At 72.0% G+C, this 21450-nt stretch carries 22 protein-coding genes; 7 read left to right on the plus strand and 15 right to left on the minus strand.

Annotated features, from left to right (window positions below; translation table 11 throughout):
* Positions 1 to 230: 230 nt before the first annotated feature.
* Positions 231 to 815 (plus strand): PPA1309 family protein, encoded by a 585-nt coding sequence (locus ACIQ9E_RS05060; RefSeq protein ID WP_403702098.1) that lies wholly within the window; start codon positions 231 to 233, stop codon positions 813 to 815.
* Positions 816 to 992: 177 nt separating this feature from the next.
* Here the strand turns inward: ACIQ9E_RS05060 and ACIQ9E_RS05065 are convergent, their stop codons facing one another.
* The 4 genes from ACIQ9E_RS05065 to ACIQ9E_RS05080 form a co-directional block, all read right to left on the minus strand.
* Complete coding sequence (locus tag ACIQ9E_RS05065) at positions 993 to 2081, minus strand: PDZ domain-containing protein (RefSeq protein ID WP_403702100.1); 1089 nt, start codon at positions 2079 to 2081, stop codon at positions 993 to 995.
* Between the two features lie 178 nt (positions 2082 to 2259).
* Positions 2260 to 2433 carry a hypothetical protein gene (locus tag ACIQ9E_RS05070; RefSeq protein WP_403702103.1) on the minus strand — a complete coding sequence of 58 codons (174 nt, stop codon included), beginning with the start codon at positions 2431 to 2433 and terminating at the stop codon, positions 2260 to 2262.
* A gap of 196 nt (positions 2434 to 2629) precedes the next feature.
* The gene (locus ACIQ9E_RS05075; protein ID WP_040914358.1) at positions 2630 to 3088 is read right to left on the minus strand and encodes a molybdenum cofactor biosynthesis protein MoaE; all 459 of its coding nucleotides are present in this window, start codon (positions 3086 to 3088) and stop codon (positions 2630 to 2632) included.
* Between the two features lie 200 nt (positions 3089 to 3288).
* Entirely contained in the window at positions 3289 to 4416 is a 1128-nt protein-coding gene (locus ACIQ9E_RS05080) for an SDR family oxidoreductase (RefSeq protein ID WP_403702106.1), read from the minus strand.
* A gap of 193 nt (positions 4417 to 4609) precedes the next feature.
* Here ACIQ9E_RS05080 and ACIQ9E_RS05085 point away from each other — a divergent pair, with 193 nt between their 5' ends.
* On the plus strand, positions 4610 to 6184 hold the full coding sequence (locus ACIQ9E_RS05085) for a zinc-dependent metalloprotease (protein ID WP_403702109.1): 1575 nt from the start codon (positions 4610 to 4612) through the stop codon (positions 6182 to 6184).
* Positions 6181 to 6735 (plus strand): NUDIX hydrolase, encoded by a 555-nt coding sequence (locus ACIQ9E_RS05090; protein WP_403702111.1) that lies wholly within the window; start codon positions 6181 to 6183, stop codon positions 6733 to 6735. Before ACIQ9E_RS05085 ends, ACIQ9E_RS05090 begins: the two co-directional genes overlap by 4 nt.
* A 156-nt stretch (positions 6736 to 6891) precedes the next feature.
* On the opposite strand, the gene ACIQ9E_RS05095 is transcribed toward ACIQ9E_RS05090, so the two are convergent.
* The 4 genes from ACIQ9E_RS05095 to ACIQ9E_RS05110 all read right to left on the minus strand — a co-directional run bounded on the left by ACIQ9E_RS05095 (position 6892) and on the right by ACIQ9E_RS05110 (position 10945).
* Entirely contained in the window at positions 6892 to 7632 is a 741-nt protein-coding gene (locus tag ACIQ9E_RS05095) for an AIM24 family protein (protein WP_403702114.1), read from the minus strand.
* Between the two features lie 18 nt (positions 7633 to 7650).
* Positions 7651 to 8331 carry an AIM24 family protein gene (locus ACIQ9E_RS05100; protein ID WP_403702117.1) on the minus strand — a complete coding sequence of 227 codons (681 nt, stop codon included), beginning with the start codon at positions 8329 to 8331 and terminating at the stop codon, positions 7651 to 7653.
* 14 nt (positions 8332 to 8345) lie between these two features.
* Positions 8346 to 10022, minus strand: a complete 1677-nt coding sequence (locus ACIQ9E_RS05105) for a TerD family protein (RefSeq protein ID WP_403702120.1) — start codon at positions 10020 to 10022, stop codon at positions 8346 to 8348.
* 299 nt (positions 10023 to 10321) lie between these two features.
* A complete protein-coding gene (locus ACIQ9E_RS05110) occupies positions 10322 to 10945 on the minus strand; it encodes a SprT-like domain-containing protein (RefSeq protein WP_403702122.1) in 624 nt (207 codons plus the stop codon).
* A gap of 225 nt (positions 10946 to 11170) precedes the next feature.
* Between ACIQ9E_RS05110 and ACIQ9E_RS05115 the strand changes: the two genes are divergently transcribed.
* The 3 genes from ACIQ9E_RS05115 to ACIQ9E_RS05125 all read left to right on the plus strand — a co-directional run bounded on the left by ACIQ9E_RS05115 (position 11171) and on the right by ACIQ9E_RS05125 (position 14299).
* On the plus strand, positions 11171 to 12346 hold the full coding sequence (locus ACIQ9E_RS05115) for a TOMM precursor leader peptide-binding protein (RefSeq protein ID WP_403702125.1): 1176 nt from the start codon (positions 11171 to 11173) through the stop codon (positions 12344 to 12346).
* Positions 12347 to 12401: 55 nt separating this feature from the next.
* Positions 12402 to 13805, plus strand: coding sequence for an ABC1 kinase family protein (locus ACIQ9E_RS05120; protein WP_403702128.1), 1404 nt, complete (start codon positions 12402 to 12404; stop codon positions 13803 to 13805).
* Positions 13806 to 13867: 62 nt separating this feature from the next.
* On the plus strand, positions 13868 to 14299 hold the full coding sequence (locus tag ACIQ9E_RS05125; RefSeq protein ID WP_403702131.1) for a hypothetical protein: 432 nt from the start codon (positions 13868 to 13870) through the stop codon (positions 14297 to 14299).
* Between the two features lie 54 nt (positions 14300 to 14353).
* Here the strand turns inward: ACIQ9E_RS05125 and ACIQ9E_RS05130 are convergent, their stop codons facing one another.
* The 5 genes from ACIQ9E_RS05130 to ACIQ9E_RS05150 all read right to left on the minus strand — a co-directional run bounded on the left by ACIQ9E_RS05130 (position 14354) and on the right by ACIQ9E_RS05150 (position 18243).
* On the minus strand, positions 14354 to 14557 hold the full coding sequence (locus ACIQ9E_RS05130) for a hypothetical protein (RefSeq protein ID WP_403702133.1): 204 nt from the start codon (positions 14555 to 14557) through the stop codon (positions 14354 to 14356).
* Between the two features lie 108 nt (positions 14558 to 14665).
* Entirely contained in the window at positions 14666 to 14989 is a 324-nt protein-coding gene (locus ACIQ9E_RS05135; RefSeq protein ID WP_366255025.1) for a hypothetical protein, read from the minus strand.
* Positions 14986 to 15354: a WhiB family transcriptional regulator gene (locus tag ACIQ9E_RS05140; RefSeq protein ID WP_366255024.1), complete on the minus strand. Its 369-nt coding sequence runs from the start codon at positions 15352 to 15354 to the stop codon at positions 14986 to 14988. Before ACIQ9E_RS05140 ends, ACIQ9E_RS05135 begins: the two co-directional genes overlap by 4 nt.
* A gap of 190 nt (positions 15355 to 15544) precedes the next feature.
* A complete protein-coding gene (locus ACIQ9E_RS05145; protein ID WP_403702138.1) occupies positions 15545 to 15910 on the minus strand; it encodes a hypothetical protein in 366 nt (121 codons plus the stop codon).
* 164 nt (positions 15911 to 16074) lie between these two features.
* Positions 16075 to 18243, minus strand: a complete 2169-nt coding sequence (locus ACIQ9E_RS05150) for an ATP-dependent DNA helicase UvrD2 (protein ID WP_403702141.1) — start codon at positions 18241 to 18243, stop codon at positions 16075 to 16077.
* Between the two features lie 302 nt (positions 18244 to 18545).
* On the opposite strand from ACIQ9E_RS05150, the gene ACIQ9E_RS05155 reads away from it, so the two are divergent.
* Positions 18546 to 18803, plus strand: a complete 258-nt coding sequence (locus tag ACIQ9E_RS05155; protein WP_403702144.1) for a mycoredoxin — start codon at positions 18546 to 18548, stop codon at positions 18801 to 18803.
* A gap of 190 nt (positions 18804 to 18993) precedes the next feature.
* Here ACIQ9E_RS05155 and nudC read toward each other — a convergent pair whose 3' ends face one another.
* The gene (gene nudC / locus ACIQ9E_RS05160) at positions 18994 to 19947 is read right to left on the minus strand and encodes an NAD(+) diphosphatase (protein ID WP_403702147.1); all 954 of its coding nucleotides are present in this window, start codon (positions 19945 to 19947) and stop codon (positions 18994 to 18996) included.
* A gap of 100 nt (positions 19948 to 20047) precedes the next feature.
* On the minus strand, positions 20048 to 21445 hold the full coding sequence (locus tag ACIQ9E_RS05165; RefSeq protein ID WP_403702150.1) for a dipeptidase: 1398 nt from the start codon (positions 21443 to 21445) through the stop codon (positions 20048 to 20050).
* Positions 21446 to 21450 lie beyond the last annotated feature (5 nt).

Genomic DNA, 21450 nt, shown 5'->3' on the forward strand with positions numbered 1-21450 from the left:
CATTGGTGCAACTTACTGAGGCTTTACCTAGTTCCCGTCACGGGGTCACGATCCGGCCCGATCCGGCCTTCCGCCCGTGTCCGGTTCGTAGCCGTTTCGTAGCCCGCTGCCGGGGCCGGCCCGAAGGGGCCCCGGGGGCGCGGGCGGACGGTCCGCCGCGGGTGCGGGGGCCCGCCCTGCCGGACCGGCCGGTTCCCGCCGGGCGGCGCCGACGGGGCAGGATAGGAACCATGTCCAATGAATCCTCCTCCGCTTCCCCCGTCTCGCCCTCCTCGCCGGGACCGATCGCCGCGAGCCCGCTGACCCGGGCCGTCCTGGAGATCGACGAGTACGCCGCCACGCTCGGCTGGGACCAGCCCGCCCGGCTCTTCGCCCTGGTCGACACCGCCGCCCTGCGCGCCCAGGAGCCCGCGCTGGCCGAGCAGCTCGGTATCGAAGGCGACGACGACGCGGCGTCTCCGCTGACGCCGGTCGAGCAGGACGAGATCCCGGCCGGCACCCCGCTCGACGAGTTCCTCGCCACCATCGCCTGGCCCGGAGCGGTGGCGGGCTGCGCCCTGACGGTGGAGCGCCAGATGCTGCCCCCGTCGGCGGAGGCGGCGGTTCCGAAGAATCTGGACGAGGCGGCCCTCGCCCGCTGGGTGGCGAAGCACCCGGACCGGCAGGAGGTCCGGATGACCGTGGCGGTGCTGCGGGACGGGGCGCGGGAGTCCGCGCTGCGGCTGCGCGAGAAGGACTCGGCCACCGATGTGCTCACCGGCCGGGACCTGGTGCCGGGGCTGTCGGAGGCGCTGGCGGCGACCTTCGAGGCGTAGCGGCGGACGCGGGCGGCGGGTGGGCGCGGGGTTCTCGTACTCCGTGGTCGTCCGCCGTCGTGCCTGCGGGCGGGCGTACCGGGGCGAGCGGGGGTGCGGCGGGGGCGGGCCGGGCTCGGCCGTACGCCGTGGCCTCGGGCCGTACCCGTACCGCCGCCGTCTCTGCGGTGGGGTGGGTCAGCTCTTCGTGCAGGACGGCAGGTCCGCCCGGTCACCGGATTTGATCTTCTCCAGGGACTTGGCGGCGTCGGCGATGGTGTCGACCTTGACCAGTGTGAGTCCCTTGGGGATGTCCTCGGCCGCCGCCGCGCAGTTGTCGGCGGGGGTGAGGAAGTACTGGGCACCGGCGGCCCGGGCGCCGACGAGCTTCATGGCGATACCGCCGATCGGCCCGACCCGTCCGGCGTCGTCGATGGTGCCCGTGCCCGCGACGAACTTCCCGCCCGTCATATCGCCGGGGGTGAGCTTGTCGACGATGCCGAGGGCGAACATCAGCCCGGCGCTGGGGCCGCCCACATCGGCGAGGTTGATGTCGATGGTGAACGGGAAGGTGTGGTCGGTTCCGGCCTGGATACCGACGATCGCCCGGTCGGCGCCCTCGGCCTTGGCCGTGGTGAGGGTGATGTCCTCGGTCGCCGTGGGCTCCCGGCCCGCCTTCTCCGCGGCGGCCGCCTCCTTCGCCGGGACGATCGTGAAGACGACGTCCTGGCCGGGCCGGCGCTTGGTGACCAGCTTGGCGACGTCCCCGGGTTCCTTGACCGCCGTACCGTCGACGGCCTTGATCACATCGCCGGCGTGCAGCCGGTCCTCGGCGGGGGTGCCCTTGACGACCGTGGCGACCACGACCCGGGAGGTGACGGGGATCTTCAGCTGCTTCAGGGCGGCGACCTTGGCGCTCTCCTGGGACTGGCTGAACTCCTCGGCGTTCTCCTGGGTGGACTGCTCCTCGGTCTGCCCGTCGGGGTAGAGCGTGTCGTGCGGGACGACGACGTTGTCGTGGGCCAGCCAGCCGTGGACGGCCTCGACCAGGTTCATCCGGTAGTCGGCGCCGGTCACCCGGACCGTCGTCATGTTCAGATGCCCGGACGCCGGGTAGGTCTTCCGGCCGTCGATCCGCAGAACCGGTTCGCCACCGGCGTCGCCGAGGGTGTTGACCGTCGGGCCCGGCGACATCTCCGCGTAGTTCACCGGAATCAGGATCCCCGCGCAGAGCAGCGCGACGGCGATCAGCGTGGATGCGAGCATCGTCGCGGTGCGGCGTGGCATGGAACGACAGTACGGGACAGGACCGTCGGCGCGCCGTTCGGGCCGGGCCGTACGGGGGCGGCCGGCGGCTTCCGTACGGAGCGGCGCGGAGTCCCCGGGGAGGGGCGCGAAGGCGCCCCCGGGCTCCCCGGCGGACCATGGCGAGCGCGCGGACCGGGACCCCGCTGCGGGCTGCGGCCTAGCGGCTCGGGGGGCCTGCGGAGCCGGTCTTCTCCATCGCGTCGCGGAACCGCGCGTACCCGGCCAGCTCGGCCACGTCCCCGGTGGTCCGGTTCCGTGACGCCCAGCCTCCCCATATGGCGGCACCGACGGCAGCGAACAGCGGAATCAGCAACCACGCGAGTGCTGCCATCGCGGCCTCCCTACCCCGTGAAAGAACGGCCGGGAGCACGCCTCACGGGCGGATCCGGCTGAGTGATCAACAGATTAATCGTTCACCGGTTCAACGCTCGTAGCTGGGGCCCGGTTACGCAAATCGGCGGACGGCCGGACGGGGGGCGCAGCGGCGGCGGACGTACCGCGTGTCCGGTCACGGTCCCGGGTGGGTGTCAGGCGCCGACCCACTCCTCCGTACCGTCGGAGAAGGTCTGGTGCTTCCAGATGGGCACTTCGCGTTTGAGGTCGTCGATCAGCCTGCGGCAGGCTTCGAAGGCCTCGGCCCGGTGGGGGCAGGAGACCGCGACGATCACCGCGATATCGCCGACCGCGAGGTCGCCGACCCGGTGAACCGCGGCCAGGGCACGGACCGGGAAGTCCGCGGCGATCTTCTCGGCGACCCGCCGCAGCTCGGCCTCGGCGGTGGGGTGGCACGAGTAGCCGAGGGCGTCGACGTCGGAACCGGCGTCGTGGTTTCGGACCGTACCGACGAACAGTGCCGTACCGCCCGCGGCGGGATCACCGACGGCGGCGAAGACCTCGTCGACGGAGAGGGGGGCGTCCTTGACGGCGAGGAGCCGCAGCGGGTCGTGGGCCGCCCGCTCGCCGGGGTGGTCGTGCCTGATCGTCATGGCCACATCGTGCCGTACACCGTCCCGGCCGGACCACCGCCGCCCGTCCCGCGCGCGCAGGGGGCACGCCGAGCCCGGTCCGACAGCTGCCTCCCCCGCTCGCGCCCGTCCCGCGCGAGCAGGGGGCACGCCCCGCGCGGGTTCCGGCACGGTACGGCGCGAGGGCGCCCGTACCGTGCCGGAGTCCGCGGCCCGAGGGGTCAGATCCGGCGGCGGGCCTTGCGGGCTCGGCGGACCAGGGCGGCCGTACCGAGCAGGGCGACCGTCGCACCGGCCGCACCGGCCGCCGCGGCGTCCTTCCTGCCCAGCCTGCGGCCGGCGACCGTGTGACGGCCCGCGACCTCCTCCAGGAGCGCGGCGAGCACCTCCTCGTTGGTCCACCGGGGCCGCCATCCCGCGTCGTGGAGCCTGCCGATGCTGACCACCCAGGGATGCATCGTGTACGCGAGGTCCCCGGCCGGGGAGGGGGTGACACCGATCCGGTGCAGCCGGGCGGCGGCGCCCAGCGCGATCGCGGACGGCAGTTCCATCCGCCGGATTCCGGTCAGCTCCTCGACCTCCTCCTGTTCGAGCCACCCGTCGCAGCCGACGGCCAGTTCGCCGTCGACCTTCTCCAGGGCCGCGTACTCCAGTGCGCTGACCAGATCCTCCACATGGCAGAACTGCCAGGTGGGGCGGGATCCGGCAACGACGAGCAGCCGCGGGGACTCGAAGTAGCGGGTCAGTGCGGTGTCGGTGCCGCCGACCAGGACGGCGGGGCGCACCACGGTCACATTCAGCCCGGGGTGCGCGCGGGGCGCCCGGCGGGCCAGGTGCTCGATCTCCAGCAGGTCGCCGACGCCGGTGGCCTCCGCGGTGGCCCGCAGTTCGGCGTCCTCCGACAGCGGAACGTCGTTGTCGGGCTGCGCTCCGTACACCATGGCGGAGGTGCAGAGCACGACCCGGCGGACTCCGGCGGCCGCGGCCGCGGTGAGCACCGTCTGCGTGCCGCGTACGTTGTACGCGGTACGGGCCGTGGAGTCGGACTCCAGGTCGAGGTCGAGCGCGAGGTGCACCACGACATCGGCGCCGCGCAGCTTCTCGGCGATGGCCGGATCGCGGACGTCGAGGACGTGCCACTGTGCCCCGGGGACCTCGCCCCGGCGTTCGTCGATCGCGACGACCCGCCCGACCTCGTCGGATGCGGCCAGCTGCCGGGCGAGCAGCTCACCGATGCCGGTGGCGGCGCCGGTGACCGCGATGACGGGTCCGCGGCCCGCGGCTCCGTCGCCGGGGGTCGGGGTTGAGCGGTTTCGCGCTCCGCGAACCTGCGGATCTGGGGAACTCACCAGGCGTCTCCAGCGGTTGTCTTCAGTACGTACGGTGATGACGCGTACGGACCAGGTGGCATCCATCCTGCCCCAGGCCCCGAGCAGGCGGAGCACCGAGCCCGGATGCGGGCCGGGATGTCTACGCTGGGTGGTGTTGTGAGGGCATTCGCCGCCGGCCGGGCGCCGGCGGCCCTACGAGCCGAGGAAACCCGTGAGTGACACCCCATTCGGATTCGGCCTTCCGCCGGAGGAGCCGGAGGACGGCGACGAGGGCAGGAAGAAGGACCCCGCGGGCGGTGGCAGCGGCGCCGGCGGTTCGTCCCCGCAGAATCCGCAGAATCCCTTCGGTTTCGGACCGGGGCAGGGGGGCGCGGGGGACAATCCCTTCGCTTCCGTGTTCGGGTCTTTCGACCCCCAGGACCTGGGGGCGGCCTTCCAGCAGCTCGGCCAGATGCTGAGCTACGAGGGCGGCCCGGTGAACTGGGACATGGCCAAGCAGATCGCCCGCCAGACCGTCTCCCAGGGGACGGCGGACGGAGTGAAGGACGCCTCCGTCGGCCCCGCCGACCGTACGGCGGTGGAGGAGGCGCTGCGGCTGGCCGATGTCTGGCTGGACGGGGTGACGTCCCTGCCGTCCGGTGCGAGCACGGCCGTGGCGTGGAGCCGGGCCGAGTGGGTGGAGGCGACGCTTCCGGCCTGGAAGCAGCTGGTCGACCCGGTCGCCGAGCGGGTGGGCACGGCCATGGGCGGGGTGCTGCCCGAGGAGATGCAGGCCATGGCGGGCCCGCTGATCGGCATGATGCGCTCCATGGGCGGCGCGATGTTCGGGCAGCAGATCGGGCAGGCGATGGGGGTGCTGGCGGGCGAGGTCGTCGGCTCCACGGATATCGGCCTGCCGCTCGGCCCGGCCGGGAAGGCCGCCCTCCTCCCGCTGAACGTGGAGGCGCTCGGCAAGGACCTCGGTGTCCCGAAGGACGAGGTACGGCTCTATCTGGCCCTCCGCGAGGCGGCCCACCAGCGGCTCTTCGCCCATGTTCCCTGGCTGCGCTCGCATCTCTTCGGCGCCGTCGAGGGGTACGCCCGCGGGATCACGGTCGACACGTCGAAGCTGGAGGACGTCGTCGGGCAGTTCGATCCCACCCATCCCGAGCAGTTGCAGGAGGCCCTCCAGCAGGGCATGTTCCAGCCGGAGGACACTCCGCAGCAGAAGGCGGCGCTGGCCCGGCTGGAGACCGCCCTGGCGCTGGTCGAGGGCTGGGTGGACGCGGTGGTGCACGAGGCCGCGTCGAACCGGCTGACCTCCGCTTCCGCGCTGCGGGAGACCCTGCGGAGACGGCGGGCTTCGGGCGGTCCCGCGGAGCAGACGTTCGCCACGCTGATCGGGCTCCAGCTGCGGCCGCGCCGGCTGCGGGATGCCTCGCGGCTGTGGGCTTCGCTGACGGACGCCCGCGGGGTGGACGGGCGCGACGCGCTCTGGGAGCACCCGGACATGCTGCCGACGGCCACCGACCTCGACGACCCCGACGGTTTCGTCCACCGGGAGCAGCTCGACTTCTCGGAGCTGGACCGGATACTGGGCGAGGCCGCGTCCGGCGACGGCGGCGGACACCGCCCCGACGGTTCCAAGGAATCCCAGGGCTCCAAGGACTCCGAGGGTTCCACGGGCTCCGAGGGTGCCGAGGGTTCCACGGGCTCCGACGGGTCTGCTACGGAGAGCGACGGCGGCTCCGACGGCGACGGCGGGAAGGGCGCGCCGGGGTCGGACCCGGGAGGTCCGGGCCGGTGAGCCTGCACGACGACGCCGTCCTCGTACTGAAGTCCTACGAGGCCGGGGAGGGCGGGGGCGACCCGGGCCAGGAGGAGCTGCGGCAGCGCTATCTGGACCATCTCACGGCCCACCCGGACGGTATGTGGAAGGCCTGCGGGGCGGGGCATCTGACGGCGAGCGCCCTGATCGTGGATCCGGAGCGGGAGCGGGTGCTGCTGACCCTCCACCGCAAGCTGGGCATGTGGCTCCAGATGGGCGGCCACTGCGAGCCGGGCGATCCGACGCTGGCCGCCGCGGCGCTGCGGGAGGCCACGGAGGAGTCGGGCATCGCCGGGCTGACGCTGCTGCCGGACGGTGCCCCGGAGCCGGTGCGGCTCGACCGGCATCCGATTCCGGCGCCGTGCCACTGGCATCTGGATGTGCAGTACGCGGCGCTGGCCCCGGCGGGAGCGGCCGCCCGGATCAGCGAGGAGTCGCTCGACCTGCGCTGGTTCGGTTACGACGAGGTGGCGGGGGTTGCGGACACCTCCGTGGTACGGCTGCTGGAACGGACCCGGGCCGCGCTGTAGCCGACCGGGCCGCGCCCCGGTGGCCGTACCACGGTCGGGGAAGGCGAGGGCGCCTGTGGTTCCGGAGGATTCCGGGGCCGCAGGCGCCCTTGTTGTGCCGGTGCCACGGGCACTCGTACCGGTGCCGGTGGACGGACCGGATCCGGCGGGGCCCGGTCAGCTCCAGGCGTTGTTGCGGTTGCGTCCGTCGGCGCCGAACTGGCCCCGTATCCCCTCGCCGATCTGCGCGTTCTGCGGCGGCATCACCTCACTGGGCTGCACCAGGACGAAGCCCTGGCCGAGGAAGCTCAGTTCCCAGCCCTCTCCGGTGCTGCCGCGGCGGGTGCGGACGCTGGTGGAGGTCATGGGCGCCTCCATCTGCACACGCAGCCGGGTCGACCAGGCCACGATGGCGTCGGAGTCGACGTTCACCGAGGTCTGCGGGGTCACCGGGAGCATCAGCGGCTGACCCGAGGTCATCAGGGCGACCTTGCCGTGGCCGGTGATGTTCAGCTGGTATTTGCCGGAGCCGGAGATCCCGTACTCGCTGTCCACCGCGAGGATCTCCGTGTGCAGCGCAGGGTCGAGCGCGAGGACATAGGCGCTGTCGACGGTCAGCCCACCGCTGTCGACGTCCACGATATGGATGAACTGGGCAAGGTTGGCGAGATAGACCGTGCCCTGGCCGGAGCAGCGCATCAGGTCGAGGCCCTCCCCGGTCCGCTCGCGCTTACGGCGTTCGCTGGTGTTCTGGTACTCGCCGTCGAAGTCGATCAGCCCCTGGTAGGCGACCATGGCGCCCTTGCGGGCGAGGATGTCGTCGTTGCCCCGGAGGGTGATCCGCAGCAACTGCGGGTTCTGGACGGCGAAGCGTTCCTGGGTCTGCTGCTCGCCATAGGTGAAAAGTGGGCTCTGCATGGTGTTTCCCGCTCCCCCTCAGCCCCGGATCCGCAGCCGGTCGGTGTTGTCCTCGCTGGGCTGGACGACGACGATGCCCTCCCCGGAGAAGGCCATCTGGTACGCCTCGCCGGTACCGCGCCCGATGAGGGCACCGGCCTTCATGCTCCGTTTCGCCTTCACCTTCAGATGCGGCGACCAGGCGACGAGGGCGTCCGGATCGACATAGGTCTCGTCCTGGCCGCGGCCGCAGTCGACGACGATCGGGGTGCCGCGGGAGGTCAGGGCGACCCAGCCGGTGCCCGCGATCTCCACATTCCACAGGCCGGTGCCGGCGAGCTTGGCCATGCCCTTGACCTTCTGGACGCTCCACTGGAGGTGGGCGTCGAAGGCGAGGACGTTGGAGCCGTTGACCGAGAGGGAGTCGTTGTTGAGATAGATGACGACGACATCGGCGCCGTAGTCGGCGAGGTAGAGAACGCCGTCGCCGTGACAGCGCATGATCGGTGCGCCTTCGCCGGTCGCCCACTGCGCCAGGGCCTGCTGTGCGGAGGGCGGGTTGGCCTCGTACTGGACGAAGCCCTCGTAGGCGACCATCGAGCCGGTACGGGCGTACAGATCGTGGCCGGTGGCCATGGCCACCTTGAGCATGGTGCGGCCGTGGTTCTCCATCCGGGCCGCGAGGGGGGTCGGGGCGTAGCCCGCGAGTTGCTGGTTCATGGCTTCGGGCTCCCTCAGACCTCGTAGGGCTGGACGACGATGAAGTTGCCGGGGGCGCCCCGGAACTGGAGGTTGACGGTCTCGCCGCTGTGTCCGGGGTAGGAGTTGCGGCGCAGCCGCACCTGGGACGCGAGTTTCACCTGGGAGGCGGCGGACCAGGCCACGATCGCGTTGGTGTCGGCGAAGGTGGCGTTGTTCACCGGGAGGACGACGGGCGTGCCGTGCGTGGTGACGACGACGGTGCCGGTGCCCTGGAACTGGAGGGTGAAGAGCACCCCGCCGGGGATCCCGTGGCCCTCGATACGGCGGACCTCGTACTGGAGGGACTCGTCGAACGCGAGGACGTTCTCGGCGGAGACGCAGATGGCGTCGCCCTGGAGTTCGATGGGGTGCAGATGGGCGTTGTTCTCGGCGAGGAAGACCTGGCCGCGGCCGGTGCAGCGCATGAGCTGCATCTCCTGGCCGGTGGCGTTGCCGACGACCCGGCCGGCGAAGCCGCCGCTCTTGTGACTGAAGTCGATCTTCCCCTGGTACATCACCATACTGCCGCTGCGGGCGAGGATCCCGGTGCCGCCCATGGCGACGTCGACGCGTATGAGGTGCTGGTTCTGCGGCGTCCAGCGCAGGCCGGTGGGAGTCTCCCGATAGGCCTGGAGGGCGGCGTTCAGCCCGGGGCCCGCGGCGGGCACACCCTGCGGGATACCGGCGGGCTGTCCCTGGATGCCGGTCTGTCCGTACGCGAAGGGGGCCTGCTGGGCGAAGGGGGCGGCACCGGCGCCCGGCGGCAGGGCCGTACCGGGCAGCCCGCCGGGGACCTGTCCGAACGGCGGCTGCCCCGGGAACGGTCCGGGAGCCTGGCCCGGGACCTGGCCGAACGGCGGCTGGGCGGGCGGCGGTACGGCGCCGGGGGGCATCGGCGCCGCGGGCGGGGCGGGCGGGGCGGTGACGGGCGGAGGGACGGGTACCCCGACGGGGCCGCCGAACGCGGGTGCGGGCTGCGGGGGCGGCGGCACTTGGGGGGCCTGAGGGGCCGGGGTGGCCTGAGGGGCGTACGGCTGGGGCGGCTGCGCCACGGGCTGGAGCGGGGGCGGCGCGGCGAACGCGGGCGCGGGCGCCGGGGTCGCGGCGGAAGCCCCGGGCGGTGCGGCGGCGGCCGGCTGGTCCTCGGCGACCTCTCCGCCGAAATTCCGCAGCAGTGCGTCCAGACCGCCGTCGAAGCCCTGGCCGACGGCGGCGAACCGCCAGACGTCCTTGAGATAGAAATCGGCCAGCATGACCGCGCGCTCGGTGCTGAACTCCGCTCCCGTGAAGGGATAGCGGGCGACTTCCTCACCACCGGCCACGATCCGGAGATAGCCCGGTCCGATCTGCGACATCTGCCCGCCGCCGTCGATGGTGGCGGTGAAGCTGAGCCTGGTGATGTGCGCCGGAATACGGTCCAGGGTCACCCGGAAGGATTCCGTGTCCCCGGACTGGGCGCCGAGCAACTGGATGGACTCTTCGGGCGACTTCGGCTGGTTGAAGAAGACGAAGTACCGGTCGTCGGAGAGTTTCTCGGCGGCGTCCAGTCCGAAGCAACTGATGTCGAAGGTCAGACCGGGGGCGGCGATGGATACGCCGACGTACAGATCCGTACCCGCGGTGAGATCACTGATCTTGGCCTTGTGGCCGCGTTGGAATTCCCTGGCCATGCGTAACGACCGTCCCCCATCCCGAAAAACTTACGAATGCGTCGCGCCAGGCTAACGGCTGCCTACGGGATCCGGCCAAGGGTTGAAGCCGCCCCGGGACACATTCGATACATGCTGATCAACGTTCGGTGATATCGGCGCGTTCCCCGGACGGCGGACGGGCGGGGCCGGGTGGGGCGGGTCTCGCGGCGCAGCGACGGCGGGCTCTCGGCAGCAGCGGCGGCGGACCGGGGCGGACCGCTGCGACCGCCGCGGCCTCAGTGGGCCGCGGTGGGCTGTGGTGCGCTGCTCGCCGGGTGTCAGTCCTGGGGCTCGGGATGCACCTGGGGCAGGCGCTGCGCGGCGACCACGCCTTCGAGATAGCCACGGGCCCGCTCGGTGCGCGGATACGCCTCCAGCAGCCGCCAGAAACGGGGACCGTGTCCGGGGACGAGCAGATGCGCCAGCTCATGGACGAGGACGTAGTCGACGACGTACTCGGGCATGCCCTGGAGACGGTGGGAGAGCCGGATACTGCCCTCGGCGGGGGTGCAGGAGCCCCAGCGGGTGTTCTGGTTCGTCACCCAGCGCACGGAAGCGGGCCTGGCCCGGCCGTCGAAATACTGGTCGGACAGGCGTTCGGCGCGCGCGGCGAGTTCACCGTCGCCGGGAATCCGCCTGCTCTCCTGCGCGGCGAGCTTGTCGAGCATCACCCCCACCCAGCGGCGCTCCTCGGCCTCCGACATCCGGGCGGGGATCAGCACGATCGTACGGTCGCCCTCGCGGTAGGCGGAGACCGTCCGGCTGCGGCGGGCGCTCCTGCGGACCTCGACCGCGCTCGTCCCCGCGCCTCGGGGAACACGGCCGACCGCAGTGCGCCGCGGACTTTCCCCGCCACCCGGCGGAGTCCGCCCGGCGATACGGGAAGAAGATTCGGCGGACACGCCACGACGTTACCCGCTGAATGCCCCTGAAGCACCGGCTCCGCGTCGGTTCTCCGCTGAACCGCTCCATGAACCACCCCACGGCTGCACCATTTGAACGACTAATACCCAGGCCCTGTGGACAACTTTTTCCGCCACCCGGTACGGCCGGGCATTCTGATCTCACCGCGGACGGCGCGGGGTGCCGCGCCGGAGCCGCCTCAGACCGAGACGGGGGGATTCCGTATGCATCCGATGGTGAAACCTGCCTTACGGCGGGCCTGGCGGGAGCGGCAGACGATTCAGTTCGGGGTGACGCCCGCGCATGCGGTGTCGATCGGCCCGGTGGACCCGGCGACCGGTTCCTTGCTGGAACTCATCGACGGGACCCGTGGGCTGGAGCTGCTGGACGCGCAGGCGCGGGCGATGGGGCTGCCGGACGGACTGGCCGGGGCACTGGTGCGCCGGCTCGCGGCAGCGGGCCTGATCGACGATGCGACCTGCGGCGGCCCCGCGGCCGACGCGCTCCGCAGGCGGGCCGATGTCCTCGACCGGCTGCGGCCGGACGCGGCCGCTCTGTCGGTTGTCGACCGCGAGCCGGGCGGCGGAATGCGGCGCCTCGCGGCCCGGCGGGGCATACGGGTCCAGGTGCGTGGCGCGGGACGGGTGGGCGCGTCCGTCGCGGCGCTGCTGTCCGCGGCGGGGGTGGGCCGGGTGGACGTCCTGGACGGCGGCCACGTCGAACCGGGGGATGTGACACCCGGTGGTCTGCCCGTCGGGGCGGTCGGTGAGCGCCGTGAGCAGGCCGCCCGCGGGCTGGTGCGCAGGAGCGCCCCGCAGCGGCCGCCCCGTCCGGCCGCGGGTGCGAGCGCGGCGCCCGGAGCGGGGGCGGCGGATCCGGGGCTCTCGCTGGTGCTGGTCTGTCCCCGGGACGGGCTGGGTGCCTATGCGCCCGATCCGGGGGCGGCGGCCGACTGGGTCGAAGGCGGGGTCCCCCATCTGTATGCGGGGGTGGTCGAGGCGACGGGGGTGGTGGGTCCGCTGGTGCTGCCCGGCGGGACGGCCTGCGCGGGCTGTCTGGAGCTGGGCCGCGCGGACCGCGACCCGGGCCGGCCGAGGCTGCTGGCGCAGTGGCGTTCGGGCGGCCGCCGGATTCCGGTGCCCGCCTGTGATCTGGCGCTCGCGTCCGCGGTGGCCGGGCTGGCCGCCGCGCATGCGCTCTCCTTCCTCGACGGCGAGCTGCCGCTGACCACGGGCGCCCGCTGGGAGACTTCCCTCCCCCTGCTGGACTGGCGGCGGGAAGCGCTGGCACCGCATCCGCGCTGTGTCTGCGGAGCCGGCCGGGGATCGGGAGCATCAGGGAAAACTAAGGGGGAGGACACCCCTGGAGCGGCGGGGTCTCACGAGACAATGGCGGGGTAACGCGTCACAGGGCCACACCGGCGGGCTCACGCGGCACGGCTGTGAGGAGGGGCGTATGTCTGATCTTCCCCGGAAGGCGGTCACCCGGACCGCCAAATTGGCCGCACTTCCCCTGGGGTTCGCGGGCCGGGCCACCTGGGGTCTGGGCAAGCGGATCGGGGGCAGACCGGCGGAGCTGGTGGCCCGGGAGCTGCAGCAGCGCACGGCGGAACAGTTGTTCAAGGTGCTGGGGGAGCTGAAGGGCGGGGCGATGAAGTTCGGGCAGGCGCTGTCCGTCTTCGAGTCCGCCCTCCCCGAGGAGATCGCCGGCCCGTACCGAGTGGCGCTGACCAAACTCCAGGACGCGGCTCCCCCGATGCCGACGAGCACGGTGCACGCGGTGCTGACGGAGCGGCTCGGCGACCAGTGGCGGGATCTGTTTCTGGAGTTCGAGGAGAAGCCGTCGGCCGCGGCGTCGATCGGCCAGGTCCACCGGGCGGTCTGGCACGACGGCCGCCGGGTCGCGGTGAAGGTGCAGTATCCGGGGGCCGGTGAGGCGCTGCTATCCGATCTGACCCAGTTGAGCAGGTTCGCCAGACTGCTGGGCCCGCTGATACCGGGCATGGACATCAAGCCGCTGATCGGCGAGCTGCGCGACCGGATCGCGGAGGAGCTGGACTACGGGCTGGAGGCGGAGGCGCAGCGGGCGCATGCGGAGGAATTCGAGGACGATCCGGATGTGCTGGTCCCCGGGGTGGTGCACCAGTCGGAGCAGGTGCTGGTGACGGAGTGGATGGACGGGGTGCCGCTGGCCGAGGTGATCGACCGGGGCTCCCCCGAGCAGCGGGACCGCGCGGGACAGCTGCTGGCGCGGTTCCTCTTCTCCGGCCCGGCGCGTACGGGGCTGCTGCACGCGGATCCGCATCCGGGGAACTTCCGGCTGGTGCCGGGGGCCGACGGGGAGGAGTGGCGGTTGGGGGTCCTCGACTTCGGCACGGTCGACCGGCTGCCCGGTGGGCTGCCGCCGCAGATCGGCGACTGTCTGCGGCTGACGCTGGAGGGCGAGGCGGAAGCGGTCTACGAGGTGCTGCGGGAGGAGGGCTTCGTCAAGGAGCAGATCGATCTCGACCCGGATGCGGTGCTGGAGTATCTGGTGCCGATCATCGAGCCGGCGGAGGTGGACGAGTTCACTTTCACCCGCGGCTGGATACGGGCTCAGGCCGCCCGGATCGCCGATATCCGCTCACCCGCCCACCAGCTCGGCAAGCAGCTCAATCTGCCGCCGTCCTATCTGCTGATCCACCGGGTGACGCTGAGCACGATCGGGGTGCTGTGCCAGTTGAACGCGACCGTCAGGCTCCGGGACGAACTGGAGGACTGGCTGCCGGGATTCCTGGCGCGATACATCGACGAGACGGACGAGGTCGACGAGGCAGACGAGGCCGACGACGACCAGATGCCGGTGGGCACCCCGGTCTGAGACCGGGCGGCACCCGGCCTTGCGGCGGCGAACGGCACCGTGCGGTCTGGAACGATGGGCCCGTGCATGCTGATGATCAGGTGGGCGGGGGTGTGCCCGCGGAACTCGTGGCGCTCCTGCGGGATGCCGATGACCGCCGTCCCGTGAAGATCGTTCCGTCTGTCTGCCGGGGCTGCGGCGGCCGGGTGTTCTCGGTGCTGGTCAATGCGTCCGGGGCGGAACGGGAGTGCTCCGGCTGCGGCGGCCGGGCGTTTATCGCGGATTCCGGGGAGTACTGGACCGAGGAGTACTGGGAGGACGACGAACCCGGCACGGCCTGCTGCCCTTGCGGGAGCGGGGAGTTCGAGGTCGCGGTGGCGTTCTCGTTGGGCGGCGACGGCACGGTCCGCTGGGTGACCGTGGGCCTGCGGTGCACCACGGACGGATTCTGCGGGTTCTACGCCGACTGGAAGATCGACTACGCCCCCACGGACCATCTTCTGACCATGGTCTGACCCGGGGAACGAGACAAGGGCGCGGGAGGGGGCGGGGGGGGAGGGGCGGGGGCCCTACCACCAGGTGGAGTCAAGGCGGCCTTCGATGGAGCGGAGATGGGTGCGGGCGCAGGTGTCGCAGAAGTAGCGGCGGGTGCCGTTCTCCATGGAGCAGGTCCAGATGAGCGGGGCTGTGCCCGCGGCTGTGCTGCCGCAGCGGGAGCACACGGTGCGCTCGGCGCCCGTACCGTCCGGGCGGGGAGTCTTCTGCTGGTCCACCCGGTGACGATAACCCGTCGGAGGCCGGGGAGGGTTGAACGCACCGCGGGTGCCGGTCCGTCCGGACCGGCACCCGCGGTATTGCTGTCGCTGTTCTCGGAGGCGACGTCAGTTCATGACGGCCATGGCGAGCGCACGCCGGGCGCGCAGGGACGCGCGCTCGGCGCGGCGCTGCATACGCCGTGCGGTGATCAGGCGCGTCGCCCGTCGTTCCGCGTCGGCTTGGCGAAGCCGGTCGTGCATCTGTGCACGTGCCATGGCTTCTGGGATGAGTTGCATGGCGTGGGTCCTGTTCTGGCGCGAGACGGCCGCGCCGGTGGTGTTCACATCTGGGGTTGCCGAGCCCGGGAGCTCGTTCACGGAAGTGGGCATGGGGTCCTGCTTCTGGGGGTCGTGCGCGTGGGGGCGGTCGATGGTTCCGAGGGTTTTCATACCGAGACCGGGTTCTTGCGCGGGCGGCCACGCGGCCGCTTGCGGGCAACGACGACTCCCTGGACAAACAGCTCGCCGCCCCAGACACCCCACGGCTCGCGGCGGTCCTTGGCGCCCGCGAGGCAGGCCTCCATCAGCGGGCAGGTGCGGCAGAGGGACTTCGCGTACTCGACGTCGGCCGGCGACTCGGCGAAGAAGACCTCCGGGTCGTAGGAGCGGCAGGGGACGGGTACGCCGAGGTTCTCGATGGCGTCGTCGAGCGCGGTGAGCGCGGTGGGGGTGGTCAAGAGGGAGTCCTCCGTGTGCGCGGGCGGGGAGATCGTCTGGGAAGGCGGTACGGACGGGGCGTGCGCTTCGAGTTGCACGGTGTGTCTTCCTCGTCTTGTCGGTCCGGCCGGTGGCCGGTGGCGGTTCCCCGGCCGGGCCGGGGTGCTTTGGTACCGGGTGGTGCTGTCCCGAGGCCCCTTCGCTCCGTTGTCCCCGGTGCGGGGAAAACAGAAGGGCCGCGGATCCCGAGTGGGATTCCGCGGCCCTGAAGGCGCCGGCCTGATCGGATCAGGCTGGATCACTCCAGGGTTCGAGCCCACGGAAGGCCCACTTGGTGAGGTGCTGCTCGTTCTGCGTCGTGGTCGGGGCACTGGCTGCCGCGAAGGCATAGGCCTTGGCCTGCGTCTTCGCTGCGACGGCAGTCGGTGCCGAGGTCGGTCGCTCAATCCGCTCCAGGCCCAGGACACGGAGTCCGGTGGCAGGCATGGAGGTGGCAGCGGCGGCGACGAGGCCACCGGACACACCGGTGCCCTTACCGACACCACGGCCGACGGTCAGGAGCGACACGGAGAAGCCGAGCGAGCAGGCGGAGGCGGCGACCGGGCGATCGGCCATCGGGTTGCTGACGGTTTTGACGTTCTTGATAGTGATCACTGCACTCGCCTCCTCTCGGCGTCTCGGGGGACCGGCCGGAGCCGGTCGCTGTATTCGGATAAGTACATCACGAGGACGGGGCTTCGGAGAAGCTCCCGTTCGCGTGGTTAAGAACCTATGGGGACGGTCGGGGCATGCGCAAACTATTTTTCCGACGAGTTTCCTCAGTCCTCCTCCTGGTCCTCCTCTGGGTCCTGGCCTGCGCAGATGGCGAGGACATCGGCTCCGAAGCGGTCCAGCTTGCGGCCGCCGACTCCGGAGATGGCACTCAGCTCGCGCTCGTCCCCGGGGACGGCTTCGGCGATCGCCATCAGGGTCTTGTCGGTGAAGACGCAGTAGGCCGGCTGGCCGAGGAGCCGGGCCTGTCCCGAGCGCCAGTCGCGGAGCCGTTCGTAGAGGGCCTCGTCCATATCGGAGGGGCAGTCCTCGCAGCGCATCAGCTTCATCTCGCCGGCGTCGGTGAGGGTTTTGCCGCAGACCCGGCAGAGGACCGGGCCGCGGCGCTTGCGGCGGCCGCTCTCGCCGGCGCCGGACCCGCCCGCGGCGGCCCGGTTTCCGGGGGCGGTGGAGCCGGGGCGGAGCCCGTTGAGGAAGCGGGTGGGGCGCCGGCCCGCACGGCCGCCGGGAGCCCGGGAGAGCGCCCAGGAGAGGGTGAGGTGGAGCCGGGCGCGGGTGACGCCGACGTACAGCAGGCGGCGCTCCTCCTCGACCTGCTCGTCGGTCTTGGCGTAGGTGATCGGCATCATGCCCTCGGTCAGCCCGACCAGGAACACGGCGTCCCATTCGAGGCCCTTGGCGGCGTGGAGGGAGGCCAGGGTGACGCCCTGGACGGTGGGGGCGTGCTGGGCGGCGGCCCGCTCGTCCAGTTCGGTGACGAGGTCGGCGAGGGTGGCCCCGGCCCTGGACCGGGCGAAGTCCTCGGCGAGCCGGACGAGGGCGGCCAGGGACTCCCAGCGGTCGCGGACGGCACCCGAGCCGGTCGGCGGTTCGGTGGTCCAGCCCTTGGTCGAGAGCACCGCGCGGACCTGGGCGGGAAGGTCTTCGGCGTCATCGAGGAGGGCGTCGTTGGATCCGGCGCGGGCGGCGCCGCGCAGGGCGACTCCGGCCTCCCGGACCTCTTGGCGCTCGAAGAACCGCTCGGCGCCGCGCAGCTGGTAGGGGACTCCGGCGTCGGCCAGTGCCTGTTCGTAGACCTCGGACTGGGCGTTGATCCGGTAGAGGACGGCGATCTCCCCGGCGGGGACGCCTGCGGCGATCAGCTCGCGGATGCGCCGGGCGGTGCCCTCGGCTTCGGCGGGTTCGTCCGGGTACTCCGTGTAGCCGGGGTCGGGGCCGGGGTCGCGCTGGGAGACGAGTTCCAGGCGGTGCTCGGCGGCGCGGCCGCGGGCCTGTCCGAGGAGGCCGTTGGCGAGGTGGACCACCTGGGGGGTGGAGCGGTAGTCGCGGATCAGTTTGACGACGGTCGCGGAGGGGTGGCGGGTGCGGAAGTTCAGCAGATGGTCGGGGGTGGCTCCGGTGAAGGAGTAGATGGTCTGGCTGGCGTCGCCGACGACGCAGAGGTTCTCGCGGTCGCCGAGCCAGAGGTCGAGGAGGCGCTGCTGGAGGGGGCTGACGTCCTGGTACTCGTCGACCACGAAGTGCTGGTACTGGCGGCGGATCAGATCGGCGACGTCATGGCGGTCCTGGAGGATGCCGACGGTCAGCAGGAGGACGTCCTCGAAATCAATCACCGCGCGATCGCGCTTGAGCTGCTCGTACAGCCCGTAGATCTGGCTGATTTCCGATGGGTCGCGGGGGGCGTCGTGGAGGGATTTGGCGACGGCGGCGGGGTAGTCCGCCGGTACGGTCTGGGTGACCTTGGCCCATTCGATTTCGCCGGTCACATCGCGCAGCTCATTGCGGTCGAGCCGGATGCGGCAGCGCGCGGCGGCCTCGGCGACGAGCTGGATCTTGCGCTCCAGCAGCCGGGGCATCTCCCCACCGATGACTTTCGGCCAGAAGTACTGGAGCTGCCGGAGGGCGGCGGAGTGGAAGGTCCGTGCCTGGACTCCGCCGGCGCCGAGCTGGCGGAGCCGCCCGCGCATCTCGCCCGCGGCCCGGTTGGTGAAGGTGACGGCCAGCACACTGGCGGGCGGGAGGATTCCGGCGCGGACACCGTAGGCGATGCGGTGGGTGATCGCGCGCGTCTTGCCCGTGCCGGCGCCTGCCAGCACGCACACCGGGCCGTGCAGGGCGGTCGCGACTTCGCGCTGCTCGGGGTCGAGCCCGTCGAGCACCGCGTCGGCCGACTCGGGGACCTGCGGGAAGAGTGAGGAGTGCGTTGCTGCTGTCACCCCGCCATGCTGCCAGGTCGCGCGGGGCGGGTGCGGCGGGTTGTCCACAGGAGGCGGAGGTTTGTCGTATCGGTGCGCCGTGGGGGCCGTCCGGGAGACGGCCGGACCGGGCCCGCCCGGGACTCCTGTGGCCGAGGTCACGGGAGTGTCCGGAGGGTCGGGCGGGCCGTCTACCGGGTACCGGGTACGGGAATGGCGGCTTCGTCACGTACGTTCTTCTGTCGGTACGGATCGCACCGGACCGGACCGCGCCGCGCGGGTGCTTCGACACCCCGGTGAGACAGCAGAGGAGTCTGAGGACGATGTCGGGCACTGTGACGATGTACAGCACCACGTGGTGCGGATACTGCCGTCGGCTGAAGAGCCAGATGGACCGCGAGGGCATCGCGTACACCGAGATCAACATCGAGCAGGACCCGGAGTCGGCCGCGTTCGTCGAGAAGGCGAACGGCGGCAACCACACCGTGCCGACGGTGCAAATCGTGCCCGTGGGCGGTGGGGCCGAGGTGGTCATGACCAACCCGAGCCTGGCACAGGTCAAGCAGGCGCTCGGCGCCTGACGGGCGGGCGCCGAAAGGCGCCCCCCGCATACGGAGGCCGCCCGGTCCCGCCGCCACGGCGGACCGGGCGGCCTTCGCGTTCCCCGCGGAGGCTGCCTTCACGTTCCCCGCGGACCGGCGGGCCTGCCGTCTCGGGGGCCTTCCGGTCTCGGACGGCGCGCCCGGACCCCGGACCCCGGACTGCGGGCCCTCAGGCGGCGGGCGCCGTTCCGGGCTTCGGGAGCGGCTTGCCGTACCACATCTCGATAAGACGGGCCGCGATGGAGATGCCGAACGGCGGCAGGACCTCGCCGGACTCGAAGGCCTCCCTCAGCTCGTCGCGGGAGAACCACCGGGCCTCGTGCAGTTCCTCCCCGTCGACGGTGATCCCGGCGGAGGTGGCGCGGGCCATGAAGCCGAGCATCAGGCTCGACGGGAACGGCCAGGGCTGGCTGGCCACGTACTCGACATCGCCGACCGTGACCCCCGCCTCCTCCTGGACCTCCCGCCGCACGGCCTGTTCGACGGACTCGCCGGGTTCGACGAAGCCCGCGAGGGTCGAGAAGCGCCCTTCCGGCCAGTGGAGCTGGCGGCCGAGCAGGGCCCGGTCATCCTCGTCCGTGATCAGCATGATCACTGCGGGGTCGGTGCGGGGGTAGTGCTCCGCGCCGCAGGCCTGGCAGCGGCGGACATGGCCCGCTGCGGCGATGACCGTGCGCTCGCCGCAGCGCGAACAGAAGCGGTGGAGCCGCTGCCAGTTCTCCAGGGCGACGGCGTGGGCCAGCAGTCCGGCGTCGCGCGGCGACAGCAGCATCCCGGCTTCCCGCAGCCCCGCCGGACGGGCGGACTGGTCCATGCGCCCGGGCAGGGAGTCCTTCTGCAGGGCGAAGTAGCGGACACCGTTCCCGTCGGTCCCGAGGAAGTAGCGGTGGGTCTCGGTGAGCGGCGCGTCGAAGGCGGGGGTCATCACGAGTTCGGTACGGCCGTCGGCGGTGTCGTCCACCAGGGCCCGGCCGCCGGAGACCACGAACACCCGGGTCGTCGGGTGGCTCCACGCCGCCGCGAGCCACGCCTCGTCGAGCCGGTGGTGGGCCGCGCGGTCGATCCCGCTGGGCGCGGTCAGGCTGATGGGCTGATCGGCGGTGGCATGGCTCTCGGTGCTCACGTACGTGCAACTCCCCCGGACGGGTTCCAGTTCGGCGGTCGGACGGTTCGGCGGCCCGGTACGTCCCCGGGCGGTCCCGGGGCGGTCCGGTCCTGAGTGGTCAGCGCAGGGCCCCTCCGAGGTCCTCCCAGAGGTGGGCGGCCGTTTCCACGCCCTTGAGGAGGAGGTCGATCTCGACCTTCTCGTTCGGGGCGTGCCAGCCGTCGGAGGGTACCGAGATACCGAGGAAGAGGACCGGTGCTTTCAGGACGTCCTGGAGATCGGCGGCAGGTCCCGAGCCGCCTTCCCGGGTGAAGCGGATCTTCTGCCCGTCGAACGCCTTGCCCATGGCCCTGACGACCGACTGGAGGGCCGGATGGTCCAGGGGCGTGAGACAGGGCCGGGTGGAGGCGGCGAAGGTGAGGTCGTAGCGGATTCCGTCGGGGACCCGGCTGGCGACCCAGCGGCTGACGGCGACCTCCACGGCATCGGGGTCCTGCCCGGCCACCAGCCGGAAGGTGAGCTTCAGCAGGGCGGACGAGGGGATGATCGTCTTGCCTCCGGCGCCCTGGTAGCCGCCGCCGATGCCGTTGACCTCGGCGGTCGGCCGGGCCCAGATCCGCTCCAGGGTGGTGTAGCCCGCCTCGCCCAGGGTGCCGGACGACTTCGCGGTCCCGAGCCACTCCGCCTCGTCGAACGGCAGCTCCGCGAAGAGTTCCCGCTCGGCCGCGCCGATGGGGACGACGCCGTCGTAGAAACCCGGGACGGCGACGCGTTCGTCGGCGTCGTGGAGGGCGCCCGCGAGCCGGGCGGCGAAGGTCGCCGGATTGGGCACGGCACCGCCGAAGGAGCCCGAGTGGATGTCCTGCCCGGGGCCGTACAGCGCGATTTCGCAGTCGACGAGTCCGCGCATCCCGGTGCAGACCGTGGGGGTCGTCTCGGACCACATCCCGGTGTCGGAGACGATCACGGCATCGGCGGCCAGCCGGTGCGCCTGCTCTTCGACGAGGGTGCGGAAGTGCGGCGAACCGGACTCCTCCTCGCCTTCGATCAGCAGCTTGAGATGGACGGCGGGGGTGGTCCGGCCGGTCGCGGCGAGGTGCGCGCGGACACCGAGGGTGTGGAAGAAGACCTGGCCCTTGTCGTCCGCGGCGCCCCGGGCGTAGAGCCTGCCGCCTTCGAGCCGCGGTTCGAACGGGTCGGAGTACCAGCCGTCGGCGAGGGCGGCGGGCTGGACGTCGTGGTGGCCGTAGACCAGCACGACGGGGGCACCGGGGTCGTCGGAGGGCCATTCGGCGAACACCGCGGGCGCGCCCGCCGTCGGCCAGACCTCGGTGACCGGGAAGCCGGTCTCCCGCAGCCGGGCCGCCAGCCAGTCCGCACTGCGCCGTACGTCCTCCGCATGCTCCGGCTGGGCCGAGACGGAGGGGATCCGCAGCCACTCCACGAGGTCGCCGATGAAGGCGTCGCGGTGCTGCCGGATGTACGTACGGACGGCGCTGTCCGAGGTGTCGCTCATGTGTA

It is taken from the genome of Streptomyces sp. NPDC094448 (assembly GCF_044763775.1).
Classification (GTDB): domain Bacteria; phylum Actinomycetota; class Actinomycetes; order Streptomycetales; family Streptomycetaceae; genus Streptomyces.